Here is a 13,514-nt window from a genome sequence, read left to right on the forward strand (position 1 = left end):
ATGAAGCACGACAGTCGTTATCTGGAATCCATTCTTCATCACGACATCCCGCTGACCCGGGACATGGGCCTCAAGGTACTCGACTGGCACGAGCAGCAATTGCGCCTGCACCTGCCGCTGGACGCCAACGTCAATCACAAGAGCACCATGTTCGGCGGCAGCCTGTATTGCGGCGCGGTGCTGGCCGGTTGGGGCTGGCTGCATTTGCGTTTGAAAGAGGAAGGCATCGAAGACGGTCACATCGTGATTCAGGAAGGGCAGATCAGCTATCCACTGCCGGTGACCGGTGATGCCATTGCGATCTGCCCGTCACCGAGCGCAGCGCAGTGGAAGAAATTTCTGACGATGTATCAGCGTTACGGACGGGCGCGACTGACGCTGCACACGCGGGTCGTCAATGCCGGGAGCGATGAGGATGCAGTGACGTTCAGCGGGCAGTACGTCCTGCACCGCTGAAAACTGAACACGCTTACGAGCGGGCAAGTTCGAGCAGCTTTGCCCGCCATGCTGCTTTCGCCGGCAACGCCAGGAAGAAACTGTTCAACAAAGATTCCCGAGCTGGATAACAGAACGCTGCGCCACTCAGGTCGAGCACTTCACCGCCCGCCCCTTCCAGAACGCCCTGCGCCGCCGCCGTGTCCCATTGCGAAGTCGGCGCCAGTCGCGGGTAACAATCCGCCGCACCTTCGGCCAGCAGACAGAACTTCAGCGAACTGCCGATGTTGGCCAGCTGCAACTCGCCAAGACTGGCGCTCAAACCGGCCAGCAAGTGTTCCTGCTCCGGACTCGAATGGCGGCGGCTGGCGACCACGGTGAACGCTTCGCCAGGCCCCGGCACATCACGCACCTGAATCGCCAGCGGCGTACCGCCCGTGTCGCCGCGCCAGGCACCGAGCCCAGCTCCGCCGACGTAGAAGCGTCCGTTGGTCGGCATCGACACCACACCGAACACTACCCGGCCGTTCTCGATCAGCGCGATGTTGACGGTGAATTCTTCGCTGCCGCTGATGAACTCCTTGGTGCCATCCAGCGGGTCCACCAGCCACCAGCGCTGCCAGCCTGCGCGCACGCTTTGCGGGATATTGGCGTCCTCTTCGGACAGCACCGGAATGCTCGGGTCCAGCGCCGTCAGGCCCGCCACGATCACATGGTGAGCGGCCATGTCCGCCGCCGTCACCGGCGAATCATCGGACTTGGCGGTGACGGCCACATCGGCACGCCAGAACGGCAGGATCGCCTCACCGGCCCGCAGGGCAAGTTCAACCACCGGCGCCATCAACGGATGGGGAAAATTCATCGGCATCTCACTCATGACTGGAAAAATCCGCGCTGGGTCAGCAGGTCGCGGGTCAGGTACAACGCCGCCAGGGCGCGTCCCTCACTGAAATTCGGATTCTGCGCCAGTGCCGACAGCTGTCGCAGATTGACTTTGTCTACACGCATCGGCTCGGGTTCGTCGCCTTCGAGACGCTCTTCGTACAGGTCGGTGGCCAGCACCACCTGGATTTTCTGGCTCATGTAACCGGGGGACAACGACAATTCGGTCAGATGCTCCAGCTGTCGCGCGCCATAACCGGCTTCTTCCTTGAGCTCGCGCTCGGCGGCAGCCAGCACATCTTCGCCGGGCTCGATCAGGCCTTTGGGCAGCGACAGTTCATATTCGTCGGTACCGCCGCAGTATTCTTCGACCAGCACCGCGTGCTCGGCATCGAGCATTGCCACGATCATCACCGCGCCATAGCCGGCGCCCTTGCCGACCAGTCGCTCGTAGGTGCGCTCCACGCCGTTGGAGAAGCGCAGCTTCAGCTCTTCGACGCAGAACAGCCGGCTGGTGGCGACGATCTCGCGGGCGAGTACGGTGGGTTTCTGGCGCATGCAAAGCTCCTTGGCGTGAACGCGCTACTATAACGCGGCTTTTCCGATTGTTTGCGTCGGATATCCTTCTACCGCTCGAGACGTTGCCATGCCTTCATTACCGTGGTCCGACATCGATACCGTTCTGCTCGACATGGACGGCACGTTGCTGGACCTGCACTTCGACAATCACTTCTGGCTGGAACACCTGCCGCAGCGCTATGCCGAACTGCATGGCGTGAGCCGGGCCATGGCGGAAATGGAATTGCAGCCGTTGTTCGAGCGCCATGCCGGTCAGCTGCAGTGGTACTGCCTGGACTTTTGGAGCGCCGAACTGAAGCTGTCAGTTCGCGAACTGAAACGGGAAACCGCCCACCTGATCGCCCTGCGCCCGGACGCCGACACCTTTCTGGAGGCCATCAAACGCGCCGGCAAACGCGTGGTAATGATCACCAACGCGCACCGCGATTCACTGTCGTTGAAGCTGGAACGCATCGAACTGGCGCCGTACTTCGAGCGGCTGATCAGCTCCCACGATTACGGTTTTCCCAAGGAGAACCCGCAATTCTGGGACGCGTTGCAGGCCGATATCGGTTTTGACCCGGCACGCAGCCTGTTCATCGACGACACCTTGCCGATCCTGCGCAGTGCACGGAATTTCGGCGTGGCACATCTTCTGGCCGTGAAGGAACCGGACAGCCGAAAAGGGCCGAAGGACACCGGGGAGTTTGCGGCGGTCGAGGATTATCGGGATTTGATTGCCGGGCTCTGATTGCCGGGCTCTGAAGACTGCAGGAGCCGCCAAAGGCTGCTCCCGCAGGCATGTTGTTACTCGGGAATACGCAGCGTCTGCCCCGGATAAATCTTGTCCGGGTGTGACAGCAGTGGCTTGTTGGCCTCGAAGATCTTGTTGTACTGGTTGGCGTTGCCATACACCGCCAGGGAAATTGCGCTGAGGGTGTCGCCCTTCTTCACGACCACAAAACGCGCCGCCGCCACAACCGGCCCGGTCACGGTGATCTGGTCATCGACGCTGCCGACACCGGCAATGTTGCCCACTGCCAGAAGAATCTTCTCTTTCTCTTCCTGGCTCGCCACTTCACCGGTAACGGTCACCTTGTCCCCGTCCACGGTTGCCTGGACATTCGGATTACCCAACCCGACCTTGCTGATGTGTTCCTTCAATTGCTCGCTGGCATTGGCGTTGCCGGGGGTCAGCAGGTCGAGCAGTTTCTCACCCGCTTCTTTCACAAAGCTCAAAAGACTCATGGCGCACACTCCTTGATTTGGGTTCCAGACGCCCAAGCCTAGACCACCCCGGACAAACCCGGTTCCAAGCCGACCAATGACCCTGCCGTCACTCAAGCGGTAGAATCGCCCACCCCTGCCAGCGCCCCGGAGCGAAGATGGACATCAAGCAGCTGAAATTCCTCATCGCCCTCGACGAAACCCGCCATTTCGGCCAGGCCGCCGCCCGCTGCCACATCACCCAGCCGACCCTGTCGATGCGCCTGCGCAGCCTCGAGGAAGAACTCGACCTGCCACTGGTCAACCGTGGCCAGCGCTTCGAAGGGTTCACCGCGCCGGGGGAACGGGTGCTGGCCTGGGCACGCACGGTACTGGCGGCCTACGACGGCTTGCAGGCGGAAGCGGCGGCCTGTCGCGGCAATCTGATCGGCACCCTGCGCCTGGGCGTGGTGCCGTTGTCGAGTTTCGATGCACTGCCGTTGATGCAACGCCTGCACGCACAACATCCAAACCTGCGCTTCGAACTGTCCTCGCTGAGCTCCGAACAGGTTCTGGAGCAACTGGCGAACAACCGCATCGACATTGGCGTGTCTTACCTGGACCGCCTCGACGGCGAGCGGTTTGAATCCCTGGCGTTCAGCGAAACGCAGATGGGTCTGCTCTACGACCAGCGGTTCTTCAACTTTGGTGAGGCACCGTTGAGTTGGGAATCGCTGATCGAACTGCCCCTGGGCATGCTTACCAGCGGCATGCACTTTCGCCAGTCCATCGACCATAACTTCCACAGTCGTGGCCTGACGCCGCAGCCGTTACTGCAAACCGACGCCGTTCACCAATTGTTGCAAGCGGTGCACGGCGGCTTGTGCTGTGCGGTGATGCCACTGGACGGCGGCCTGGAAAACCTGACCGATCATCTGCGCCTGCAACCCATCGAAAACGCCCAGACCCTCGCCCGACTGGGCCTGATCATGCGTCGCGGGGCACCACGATCGGCGCTGGCCGAAGCCTGTTTCGCGCTTTATCAAAAATCACCCACGGACACTTGATCGACGGCATCTATCGAGGGATCGACACTAGCGATTAGACGCGACATCTTGCCGCGCCTAGTCTTAACGTTGATCAATCCGTCGGTGATGCCATGAACGCCAAGCGCCCGGCCTGCGCGGCGCCTGCTCTCGAAACGCCCGCGCCAGCCGCCAGTCAGACCTACAGCTACAGCGATCTCCCCCTCGCGGAATCGGCCAGCACCGCGCTGGCCGAAGAAGTCGCGTTGGCGATTGCCTACAACGGCATCAGTCAGGCCGTGATGCTGGTGACGCCGACCGACCTTGAAGACTTCATCGTCGGTTTCAGCCTCGGCAGCGGCATCATCGAAGACGCCTCGGACATCTACGACCTGCAATTGACCGGCTCGGGCTCGGCGCAATATGCGCAAGTGACCATCGCCAACCGCGCCTTCTGGAACCTCAAGCAGCAGCGGCGGCAACTGGCCGGCACCAGCGGTTGCGGACTGTGCGGCGTGGAAGCGGTGGAGCAGGCGCTGCCTGACCTCAAGGTCTTGCCCGGTGCACCTTTGCCGCCCGCCGAATGGCTCGATGGTTTGCGTCAGCGTATCGGCGCATTCCAACCGCTGGGTCAGCATTGCGGCGCAGTGCACGCGGCGGTGTTCATGAACGCCAGCGGTAAATTGCTGCTGGGCCGCGAAGACATCGGCCGGCACAACGCCCTCGACAAACTGATCGGCGGCCTGATCCGGCAAAAGATATCCACAACCGGCGGCCTGGCAATTGTCACCAGCCGTTGCAGCCTCGAATTGATCCAGAAAGTCCTGCGGGCCGGGATTCAGACCCTGGTCAGCCTGTCCGCGCCTACCGGTCTCGCCGTGCAATGGGCCCGACGCCATAACCTCAATCTCATTCACCTGCCGCAGAAAAACGCGCCGCGGGTGTATAGCCCAGAAATGGAGAAACACCCGTGAGCCAACATCATCAAGCCGACCAGAAACCCGTTCCGCGCTACAAGCCTTACAAGGGCCCGGCCGGTGGCTGGGGCGCCCTGATCAGCGTGGCCCAGGCCTGGCTGACCAGCGACAACGCGCTGAAAAACCTGCGCATGATGCTCAAGACCAACCAGAACGGTGGCTTCGACTGCCCGGGCTGCGCCTGGGGCGACTCGCCGGAAAGCGGCATGGTCAAATTCTGCGAGAACGGCGCCAAAGCGGTGAACTGGGAAGCGACCAAGCGTCGGGTCGATGGCAAGTTCTTCGCCAAACACAGCGTCACCTCGCTGCTGGAACAGAGCGACTACTGGCTTGAATATCAAGGTCGTCTGACCGAACCGCTGGTGTATGACGCCGAAACCGACCGCTACAAACCCATCAGCTGGGACGATGCCTACGCGCTGATCGGCCAACACCTGCAAGCGCTGTCGAGCCCGGATCAGGCCGAGTTCTACACCTCGGGCCGGGCCAGCAACGAAGCGGCGTACCTGTATCAACTGTTCGTGCGCGCCTTCGGCACCAACAACTTCCCCGACTGCTCGAACATGTGCCACGAGGCCAGCGGCGTGGCCCTGGCGCAGAGTGTCGGCGTCGGCAAAGGCACCGTGACCTTCGACGACTTCGAACATGCCGATGCGATTTTCGTCTGGGGCCAGAACCCCGGCACCAACCACCCGCGCATGCTCGAACCGCTGCGTGAAGCGGTGAAACGCGGTGCCCAGGTAGTGTGCGTCAACCCGCTGAAAGAACGCGGCCTGGAACGCTTCCAGCACCCGCAGCATCCGCTGGAAATGCTCACCAACGGCGACAAGCCGACCAACACCGCGTATTTCCGCCCGGCGCTGGGCGGCGACATGGCGGTGTTGCGCGGCATGGCCAAGTTCCTGCTGCAATGGGAGCGCGATGCGCAGAAGGCTGGCGCACCGGCCGTGTTCGATCACGATTTCCTCAATGAACACAGCATCAACGTGCTCGAGTACCTCGGTGTTGTCGACGACACGCCGTGGGAGCAGATCGTCGAGCAGTCCGGCCTGACCCTGGTGGAGATCGAACAGGCGGCGCGCATGTACGCCAAAGGCAAGAACGTGATCATGTGCTGGGCGATGGGCATCACCCAGCATCGCCACTCGGTGCCGACCATCCAGGAAATCGCCAACCTGATGCTGCTGCGCGGCAACATCGGCAAACCCGGCGCCGGTCTGTGCCCGGTGCGCGGCCACAGTAACGTGCAGGGCGACCGCACCATGGGCATCAATGAACGTCCACCGGTGGCGTTCCTTGATTCCCTTGAACGCCGCTTCCAGTTCAAGGTGCCACGTCACAACGGGCACAACGTGGTCGAAGCGATTCACGCGATGGCCGAAGGTCGCGCCAAGGTGTTTATCGGTCTGGGCGGCAACTTCGCCCAGGCCACGCCGGACAGCCCGCGCACCTTCCAGGCCCTGAGCAACTGTGACCTGACGGTGCAGATCAGCACCAAGCTCAATCGCAGCCACCTGGCCCACGGCAAGGACGCGCTGATCCTGCCGTGCCTGGGTCGTACCGACATCGATATCCAGACCGAAGGCCCCCAAGCCGTCACCGTGGAAGACTCGTTCAGCATGGTGCACGCCTCCAACGGTCAGTTGCAGCCGCTGTCGAACCAGATGCGCTCCGAGCCGTCGATCATCGCCGGCATCGCCGCCGCGACCCTGGGCAGCAAACCGGTGGACTGGAACTGGCTGGTGGCCGACTACCGGCGCATCCGCGAACTGATCGCCGACACCATTCCGGGCTTCAAGGACTTCAACGAGAAGGTCAAGAACCCGGGTGGTTTCTACCTCGGCAACAGCGCCGGTGCACGCAAGTGGAACACCACGTCCGGTCGGGCCAACTTCAAGCCGAACATGCTGCCCAAGGACCTGATCCACGAGCGCACTCGCGCCACCGGCAAACTGCCGGATCTGATCCTGCAATCGATGCGCTCTCACGATCAGTACAACACCACGATTTATGGTCTCGACGATCGTTATCGCGGGGTGAAGGGGCAACGTGATGTGCTGTTCGCCAACGAGGCGGACATCATTCGCCTGGGCTTCAAACCGGGGCAGAAGGCTGACATCGTGTCGCTGTGGGACGATGGTCGCGAGCGTCGGGTGAAGGGCTTCACGCTGCTGGCGTTCGATATCCCGGCGGGGCAGGCGGCGGCTTATTACCCTGAGGTGAACCCGTTGGTGCCGCTGGAAAGCACCGGCGATGGTAGCCATACGCCGACGTCGAAGTTCATTGCCATTCGCCTGGAAGCGGCGAGTGAGACTGGACTGATCATGGCCAAGTCGGCCTGATCCTGCTCGCTTCCACGCTCTGCGTGGGAGCGCAGACACTTTTCAAACTCCCACAAAAAAGGCCGCTTTGTGATCAAAGCGGCCTGTCCGAAGTAGTTAAAGACCGGCGAAAAACCGTTAAGTTCCGCCCAAAAATCAGCAACTTGCAGAATTGTATACAGGTCGTGCTATTCGTCGGATTTCGATTGTCACGCCCATTGCAGAGCCTCAGGATCGCGCCGTCATCCCTTTGAGGCTCCTCTATGAAGTTCTCCTCGATTCTCTTGTTGTCCCTTGGCCTGGTCAGTGGCTTCGCTTCTGCCGGAGGCACCACCGAAGCAGGTGTGGGCGGCGCATTGGGCGGGGTTCTTGGCTCGGTCGTCGGTCAATCGTTAGGCGGCAGTACAGGTTCAACCATCGGCGCAGCCCTGGGCGGCGCGGGTGGTAGTGCGGTGGGCGCCGACAAGCGCAGCCGTGGTGAAGCAGCCATTGGCGGTGCGCTGGGCGCAGCCGGCGGCAACGTGGTCGGCCGCAGCATGGGCGGCACCACCGGCAGCCTGATCGGCGCAGCAGCCGGCGGCGGCGCGGGTGGCGCGCTGGGCAACTACATGGGCAACAAGAGCGATGACGATGATCGTCATTACGATCGTCGCCATGATGATCGTCGCTACTACCGTGACCGTCACCCAGGTCGTGGCCATGCCTATGGCCATCGCAAGCATCACCGCTACTATCGCGACTGAGGCCTGGCCTCTTTAGCCGATACATCCAGATCGCAGCTCCCCCGGGCTGCGATTTTTTTTGCCTGTCACATCGCCAGGCGTTCCAGCGCTTCGCGCAATCGGGTTGGAATCGACACCGGCTGATTGGACGCCCGGTCGACAAACACATGCACGAAGCGCCCGGCGGCACAGGCCTCGTCTTCTTCGGCCTTGAACACCGCCAGCTCGTATTGCACCGAACTATTACCCAGCTTGCCTACCCGCAAGCCGATCTCGATTCGATCCGGAAAAGCGATCGACGCGAAATAGTCGCAGGACGAACTCACCACAAACCCCACCACCTCGCCGTCATGGATATCCAGCCCCCCGACCTGAATCAGGTAGGTGTTCACCGCCGTGTCGAAGAAACTGTAATAGGTGACGTTGTTGACGTGGCCGTAGGCGTCGTTGTCGTGCCAGCGCGTGGTGATCGGCTGGAAGTGCGGGTAATCGCTGCGTTGCGGCATCGGGTTGGACATCAGTGTCGATTCCTGGAGTGATCTGCTCAGTCTAAAGATAAAAACCCTTGCCGCGCGCCGCCAGCTCGCCAATCAATGGCGCCGGCCGCCAGTGATCGCCCTGCCGGGTCTCCAGCGCCAGCAATCGCTTGTGAATGTCGGCCAGACCCTGATCATCCGCCCAGGCCATCGGCCCGCCCCGCTCCGCCGGGAAGCCATAGCCATTCAGATAGACCTGATCGATGTCATGCGCCGACTCGGCAATCCCTTCCTGCAGGATCTTCGCCCCTTCGTTGACCAACGCCAGCAGGCACCGCTCGAGGATCTCCTCCGAGCCAATATCCCGGCGATGAAACCCCAAGCCTTCGCTGACGCTCAAAACCAGCGCATCGACCTCGGGATCATGCTCGGCCTGACGACTGCCCGGCTCGTAGTGGTAATAACCGTTGCCGGACTTCTGACCGAAGCGACCCAGTTCGCACAAACGGTTATCCACCTGAACCTCGGGTGCATCCTGCCCCTTGCCCGCCAGTTCACGGGCACGCCACTCGAGATCGATGCCGACCACGTCGTACATGCGAAACGGCCCCATGGCAAAACCGAAGCTCTGCAACGCCGCATCGACCTGATGCGGGTACGCCCCTTCGAGCAACATCTTGCGCGCTTCGAGCACATACGGATGCAGCATGCGGTTGCCGATAAAACCGTGGCAGTTGCCCGACACCACACTGACCTTGCCCATGCGCTTGCCCAGCTCCAGAGCGGCTTCAAGCACAGCCGGAGAAGTTTGTGCGCCACGGACGATTTCCAGCAACTTCATGATGTGCGCCGGGCTGAAGAAATGCAGGCCTAGCACTTGAGTCGGTCGCCGTGTCGCGGCGGCAATGGCGTCGATATCCAGCGCCGAAGTATTGCTCGCCAGCAGCGCCTCGGGTTTCAACACGCCATCGAGCTCGCGGAAGATCTTCTGCTTGAGCTCGAGGTTCTCGTACACCGCTTCGATCACCAGGTCGACGTTGCGGATTGCCACATAGTCCGCCGCCGCGCTGACACGGGCAATCCGCGCATCGGCTTCGGCCTGATCGATCCGGCCCTGTCGCACGTTGTGCGCGTAGGTATCGGCCACGGTGGACAGCGCCTGTTCGAGCATCTGTGGATTGTTATCGACCCACTGCACTGATACGCCGGCGTTGGCCAGGCACATGACAATGCCGCGGCCCATGGTGCCGGCGCCGATCACGGCGGCCTGCTGAATAGCGAAGGATGTCTGGCTCATGTTGTTCTCTTGTTGGCGATCCGAAGACAGCCATCACCATAGTCAGCCACCGGGCATTTTTGAAGTTCATTGCCGTGATGATCGACATTCAGCAGATGGATTCGGAATCTCAAAGATGCGTCTGAGCCCAGGCCCGGACCTCGGCGTAGGGATATTCCTCGAGCGCCGCAAACCCGGAAATGGCCCGCGCCTTGAGCTTGGTAAACAACGGCACGCTGATTCCGCACAGAAACCGGGTCAATCGCTCGGCCGACGGAGCACTGCCGGTCAGTTGTTGATGCCTGTGGATAAACTCTCCACACAACGCCGCAAAATTTTTATCCACAAGCGCCGGCAATTCAGGAGGCGCCGGGAGCCGGGCAACTTGCCCGTGGCACACAGAACAATGGCCGCACTGCTGCGGCGCATTGTGATCGCCGAAATATTCGGCCAGCCGATATCCAAGACATCGCTCGGTAGCGAACAGCTCGAGCATGGCGTGAATCCGCGCCACTTCGGTTTGCTCATGGCGGGTGAAATAGTCATGTAGCTCAGCGCTCAAGGCCTGGCTGTCGAAATCGCCGCGCAGGACGTTGTAGACCTCGGTCATCTGCTTGCTCTCAAGCTCGACCCAGCCCTTTTCCTGGAAATAATCCAGCGCCTTCACCACGCGGTTGCGCTCGGCGGAATACTGCTCGTACATCGCCTCGAAATTCACCGTGGCCCAGGTACGCGCGCGGCTTGAGGTCTGGATGATCGCGGCGACGAAATCCCTGCGTTCACCTTCGAAACGCTCGAGCAAAGCCTCGGGCTCCAGCAGGTATTTGAAACGGTACTCGGCGTAGTACGCGTAGCGCGGGGCAATCAGTCCTCGCAGCTCCAACTGCACCAACAACGTCTTCAAAGGCAACGCGCGAATGTTGCTCTGATCCGCCAGCGGCCCGAGCAGAAATTCCCATTGGCCTTCGGGCGCGGCGGCCTGCAACTCGTCGAGCACGTGACGAATGCCCTCCTGTTCCGGCGTGTCGCCATACACGAAGTTTTCCAGCACGTTGAGGCTGTCGCGGTTGGCCAGTACCAGACAATCAGACGGTTGCCCGTCACGTCCTGCACGGCCGATTTCCTGGCTGTAGTTTTCGATGGATTTGGGCAGGTCGAAATGCACCACATTGCGGATGTCGCTCTTGTCGATGCCCATGCCGAAGGCGATGGTGGCGACGATGCAATCGGACTGCCCGCCCATGAAGCGCTTCTGGATCGCGTCCCGTTGCTCATGGGGCAAACCGGCGTGATAAGCCTCGGCCTGAATGCCATTGCGCTCCAGATGTTCGGCAATCTGCTCGGCGGTTTTCTGCAGGGTCACGTAGACGATGCTCGGCTGACCTGCGCGCTCGTTCATCCACTCCACCAGACGCCGGCGCTTGTCCTGCCCACGCACCGGCTCGACCAGCAGATTGAGGTTGGGCCGGTAGAAACCGGTGGTCACCACATCGTCTGCCGCGATGGCGAATTTCGCTTGCATGTCGGCGATGACTTTTGGCGTTGCAGTGGCGGTCAGCAGCAGGGTTTGCGGGATGTTGAACTGGCGCTGGTAGTCCGGCAGCTTGAGGTAGTCGGGGCGGAAGTTGTGGCCCCACTCGGAGATGCAGTGCGCCTCATCCACCACCAGCAGCGAGATCGGAACCTGCTGCAAAAAGTTGCGAAAGCGCTCGTTCTTCAAACGCTCCACGGAAATCATCAGGATCTTCAGCTCACCCGAACGGGCGCGGGCCATCACGTCGTTGGCATCTTCGCGGCTCTGCGCCGAATCGATGCTGCCTGCTGATATCCCGTGCCGGCGCAAGAACTCGAGCTGATCCTGCATCAGCGCCAGCAACGGTGAGACCACCAGCGTCAGGTGCGGCAGCAAGAGTGCCGGGACCTGGTAACAAAGGGACTTTCCGGAGCCGGTGGGAAATATCGCGGCCGCCGAGCGCCCAGCGAGAACAGCGCTGATCGCGGCCTCCTGACCGGGTCGAAACTGTGGATAACCGAAAACCTGTTCCAGGGTGTTGTGCATTCGCTGTCACTCCGTTGACCGCTGTGATGCCAACAGCCTAGCGGGCGATCGCAGCGCGTCGAGAATAGGTCGGGGGTCAAATCGATACGGGATGATACAGCGTCGACGGCTCGGTCAAGGGATCAAACAAATGAAACACTTTGTTCATCGCCGTGTGAAGCGACCCGAGGGTAATGTCCGTCACGCCTTGAGCCAGGACGGCCCATGCGCATGGATTTTTACCAAGGAGTGAACATGTCGAACAACTTGAAACTGCCCCTCGCCCTGATCTTGGCCTCCCTGCTGCTGGGAGGCTGCACACCCTCTCCCGAAGACTTTCCGCCGATCCTGGCCAGCGCCGTGACCGTCACCGCAGCGCCCTCGACTTAACCCCCACAAGCGCTGTGTCAGGGCCGCAATACGGCTACCCGCAATTGCTCATCCAGGACCCGTTCATGCACATCGAGGCTCTGGCTCGCCCATCGTGCATGAGCCGGGCTGATATCGCCGGTGAAGGCTGCCGCCAGTTGACGCAAGTCGGCAACGCTGCGCACCCGGGGGCAAAATGCTTTCTCGTCGCAGTGAGTGCTGGCATTGCGGTAGGTGTTGAGCAAGCGATCCCACAGACCGTCGCGCACTTGTCTGATCGACTTGAGCTGTATTTGCTGCACGCCCAGTCGTTGCGTGAGTCCCGGTTCATCAAGGGCTTCGCTCGCCAGCAGAGCCTTGCCGAAAACCAGCACCTCAGCGCGGGCAGCTGTGTCGATGTCAGCCTGAGTGGCGAGCGCGTCGGGCCAACCGGTGCGCTCCAGGTTGGCAAGCACCAACCCATTGCCCATGTCGGAGGCCAACGCCAAACGACAGCCACTCACCCACAGCAAAACGATCGAGGCCATTCGTAGCCACTGCATACCTAATTCCCTTTAAGTCTGTGTCGGACGTTTGGAAACGCCCTACGGATTCTGGCGCGCACCATACAGAGGTTTACTTTGAAACGCCTGATAATCACGTCGGAAAATTCGCTAATAAGGGTTTGGCTTTGAAAAACCGAAAAAACATGTAGGGCAAATGCCCATATCGTGGAAAAAACCCTTACGAAATCTGTCCATTGCGGCCGTCTTGTCCCTGCGGTCAGCCCCCTTCTATAGTGGCTGGCGCGACTGAAAACTCTGTGTCGGCTCACCGAAGCGACTTCGTAAGGGACACACCTTGATCATGAATATGTACAAACCGCTGAATACCCGTTTTCGCCCTCTCAAGACTTGCGACATTGAAAAACCGGTATTGGTTATCGACACCGAAGCAAAACCGGGCGACCTGCTCAATGCCGCCGATCAACGTCTGCGCGCCGCCAGCGATCTGCTGGAAACTCTTTACTGCTTATGTTTCAAACAGGCCGATGTGAAAGATATTCCCAACATCGTCAATGCGCTTTATTTATTGACGCAAGACGGTTGTGACTTGCTGGAAGTTGCCAGACAACAAATAAATAACTAATACTGCCAGCCACACTTACAAAGTTCGCAACAACCCATCGCTTCCATTACAACAAAAACCGGAACTAGTCTGTCTGTTCTTACATCAACCAAGAGTAATAA

15 protein-coding genes are annotated in these 13,514 nt (G+C 60.6%); 8 read left to right on the top strand and 7 right to left on the bottom strand.

Annotation, left to right across the window (positions count from 1 at the left end):
* Positions 1–456: a thioesterase domain-containing protein gene (locus CAF80_RS18635; protein ID WP_074689473.1), complete on the top strand. Its 456-nt coding sequence runs from the start codon at positions 1–3 to the stop codon at positions 454–456.
* 13 nt (positions 457–469) lie between these two features.
* Here CAF80_RS18635 and cysQ read toward each other — a convergent pair whose 3' ends face one another.
* Both cysQ and nudE read right to left on the bottom strand, forming a co-directional pair.
* Positions 470–1,303, bottom strand: a complete 834-nt coding sequence (gene cysQ, locus CAF80_RS18640) for a 3'(2'),5'-bisphosphate nucleotidase CysQ (protein ID WP_085667665.1) — start codon at positions 1,301–1,303, stop codon at positions 470–472.
* A 5-nt stretch (positions 1,304–1,308) separates the two neighbouring features.
* Positions 1,309–1,875 carry an ADP compounds hydrolase NudE gene (gene nudE / locus CAF80_RS18645; protein ID WP_085667664.1) on the bottom strand — a complete coding sequence of 189 codons (567 nt, stop codon included), beginning with the start codon at positions 1,873–1,875 and terminating at the stop codon, positions 1,309–1,311.
* An 88-nt stretch (positions 1,876–1,963) separates the two neighbouring features.
* Here nudE and yrfG point away from each other — a divergent pair, with 88 nt between their 5' ends.
* Positions 1,964–2,626: a GMP/IMP nucleotidase gene (gene yrfG, locus CAF80_RS18650; protein WP_085647958.1), complete on the top strand. Its 663-nt coding sequence runs from the start codon at positions 1,964–1,966 to the stop codon at positions 2,624–2,626.
* 56 nt (positions 2,627–2,682) lie between these two features.
* On the opposite strand, the gene lysM is transcribed toward yrfG, so the two are convergent.
* Positions 2,683–3,123, bottom strand: coding sequence for a peptidoglycan-binding protein LysM (gene lysM / locus CAF80_RS18655; protein WP_039764611.1), 441 nt, complete (start codon positions 3,121–3,123; stop codon positions 2,683–2,685).
* A gap of 137 nt (positions 3,124–3,260) precedes the next feature.
* Here lysM and CAF80_RS18660 point away from each other — a divergent pair, with 137 nt between their 5' ends.
* The 4 genes from CAF80_RS18660 to CAF80_RS18675 all read left to right on the top strand — a co-directional run bounded on the left by CAF80_RS18660 (position 3,261) and on the right by CAF80_RS18675 (position 8,147).
* Positions 3,261–4,148 carry a LysR family transcriptional regulator gene (locus CAF80_RS18660; RefSeq protein ID WP_085611192.1) on the top strand — a complete coding sequence of 296 codons (888 nt, stop codon included), beginning with the start codon at positions 3,261–3,263 and terminating at the stop codon, positions 4,146–4,148.
* A gap of 92 nt (positions 4,149–4,240) precedes the next feature.
* The gene (gene fdhD, locus CAF80_RS18665) at positions 4,241–5,080 is read left to right on the top strand and encodes a formate dehydrogenase accessory sulfurtransferase FdhD (protein ID WP_085667663.1); all 840 of its coding nucleotides are present in this window, start codon (positions 4,241–4,243) and stop codon (positions 5,078–5,080) included.
* The gene (locus CAF80_RS18670; protein WP_085667662.1) at positions 5,077–7,425 is read left to right on the top strand and encodes an FdhF/YdeP family oxidoreductase; all 2,349 of its coding nucleotides are present in this window, start codon (positions 5,077–5,079) and stop codon (positions 7,423–7,425) included. The genes fdhD and CAF80_RS18670 overlap by 4 nt, the downstream gene beginning before the upstream one ends.
* 242 nt (positions 7,426–7,667) lie before the next feature.
* Positions 7,668–8,147 (top strand): YMGG-like glycine zipper-containing protein, encoded by a 480-nt coding sequence (locus CAF80_RS18675; protein WP_011331978.1) that lies wholly within the window; start codon positions 7,668–7,670, stop codon positions 8,145–8,147.
* A 65-nt stretch (positions 8,148–8,212) separates the two neighbouring features.
* Here CAF80_RS18675 and CAF80_RS18680 read toward each other — a convergent pair whose 3' ends face one another.
* From CAF80_RS18680 to CAF80_RS18690, 3 genes are all read right to left on the bottom strand, one after another.
* Positions 8,213–8,644: a thioesterase family protein gene (locus tag CAF80_RS18680; protein ID WP_039764604.1), complete on the bottom strand. Its 432-nt coding sequence runs from the start codon at positions 8,642–8,644 to the stop codon at positions 8,213–8,215.
* A gap of 31 nt (positions 8,645–8,675) precedes the next feature.
* Positions 8,676–9,899, bottom strand: coding sequence for a 3-hydroxyacyl-CoA dehydrogenase (locus CAF80_RS18685; RefSeq protein WP_085667661.1), 1,224 nt, complete (start codon positions 9,897–9,899; stop codon positions 8,676–8,678).
* Between the two features lie 109 nt (positions 9,900–10,008).
* Positions 10,009–11,937 (bottom strand): ATP-dependent DNA helicase RecQ, encoded by a 1,929-nt coding sequence (locus CAF80_RS18690; RefSeq protein ID WP_085667660.1) that lies wholly within the window; start codon positions 11,935–11,937, stop codon positions 10,009–10,011.
* 234 nt (positions 11,938–12,171) lie between these two features.
* Between CAF80_RS18690 and CAF80_RS29100 the strand changes: the two genes are divergently transcribed.
* Positions 12,172–12,306, top strand: coding sequence for a hypothetical protein (locus CAF80_RS29100; protein WP_256574501.1), 135 nt, complete (start codon positions 12,172–12,174; stop codon positions 12,304–12,306).
* A gap of 17 nt (positions 12,307–12,323) precedes the next feature.
* Here the strand turns inward: CAF80_RS29100 and CAF80_RS18695 are convergent, their stop codons facing one another.
* The gene (locus CAF80_RS18695; protein WP_085667659.1) at positions 12,324–12,827 is read right to left on the bottom strand and encodes a polysaccharide deacetylase; all 504 of its coding nucleotides are present in this window, start codon (positions 12,825–12,827) and stop codon (positions 12,324–12,326) included.
* A gap of 304 nt (positions 12,828–13,131) precedes the next feature.
* On the opposite strand from CAF80_RS18695, the gene CAF80_RS18700 reads away from it, so the two are divergent.
* Positions 13,132–13,413 carry a hypothetical protein gene (locus CAF80_RS18700; RefSeq protein ID WP_039764597.1) on the top strand — a complete coding sequence of 94 codons (282 nt, stop codon included), beginning with the start codon at positions 13,132–13,134 and terminating at the stop codon, positions 13,411–13,413.
* Positions 13,414–13,514: the final 101 nt, after the last annotated feature.

Source organism: Pseudomonas sp. B34(2017) (genome assembly GCF_002112915.1).
Classification (GTDB): Bacteria; Pseudomonadota; Gammaproteobacteria; order Pseudomonadales; family Pseudomonadaceae; genus Aquipseudomonas; species Aquipseudomonas pharyngis.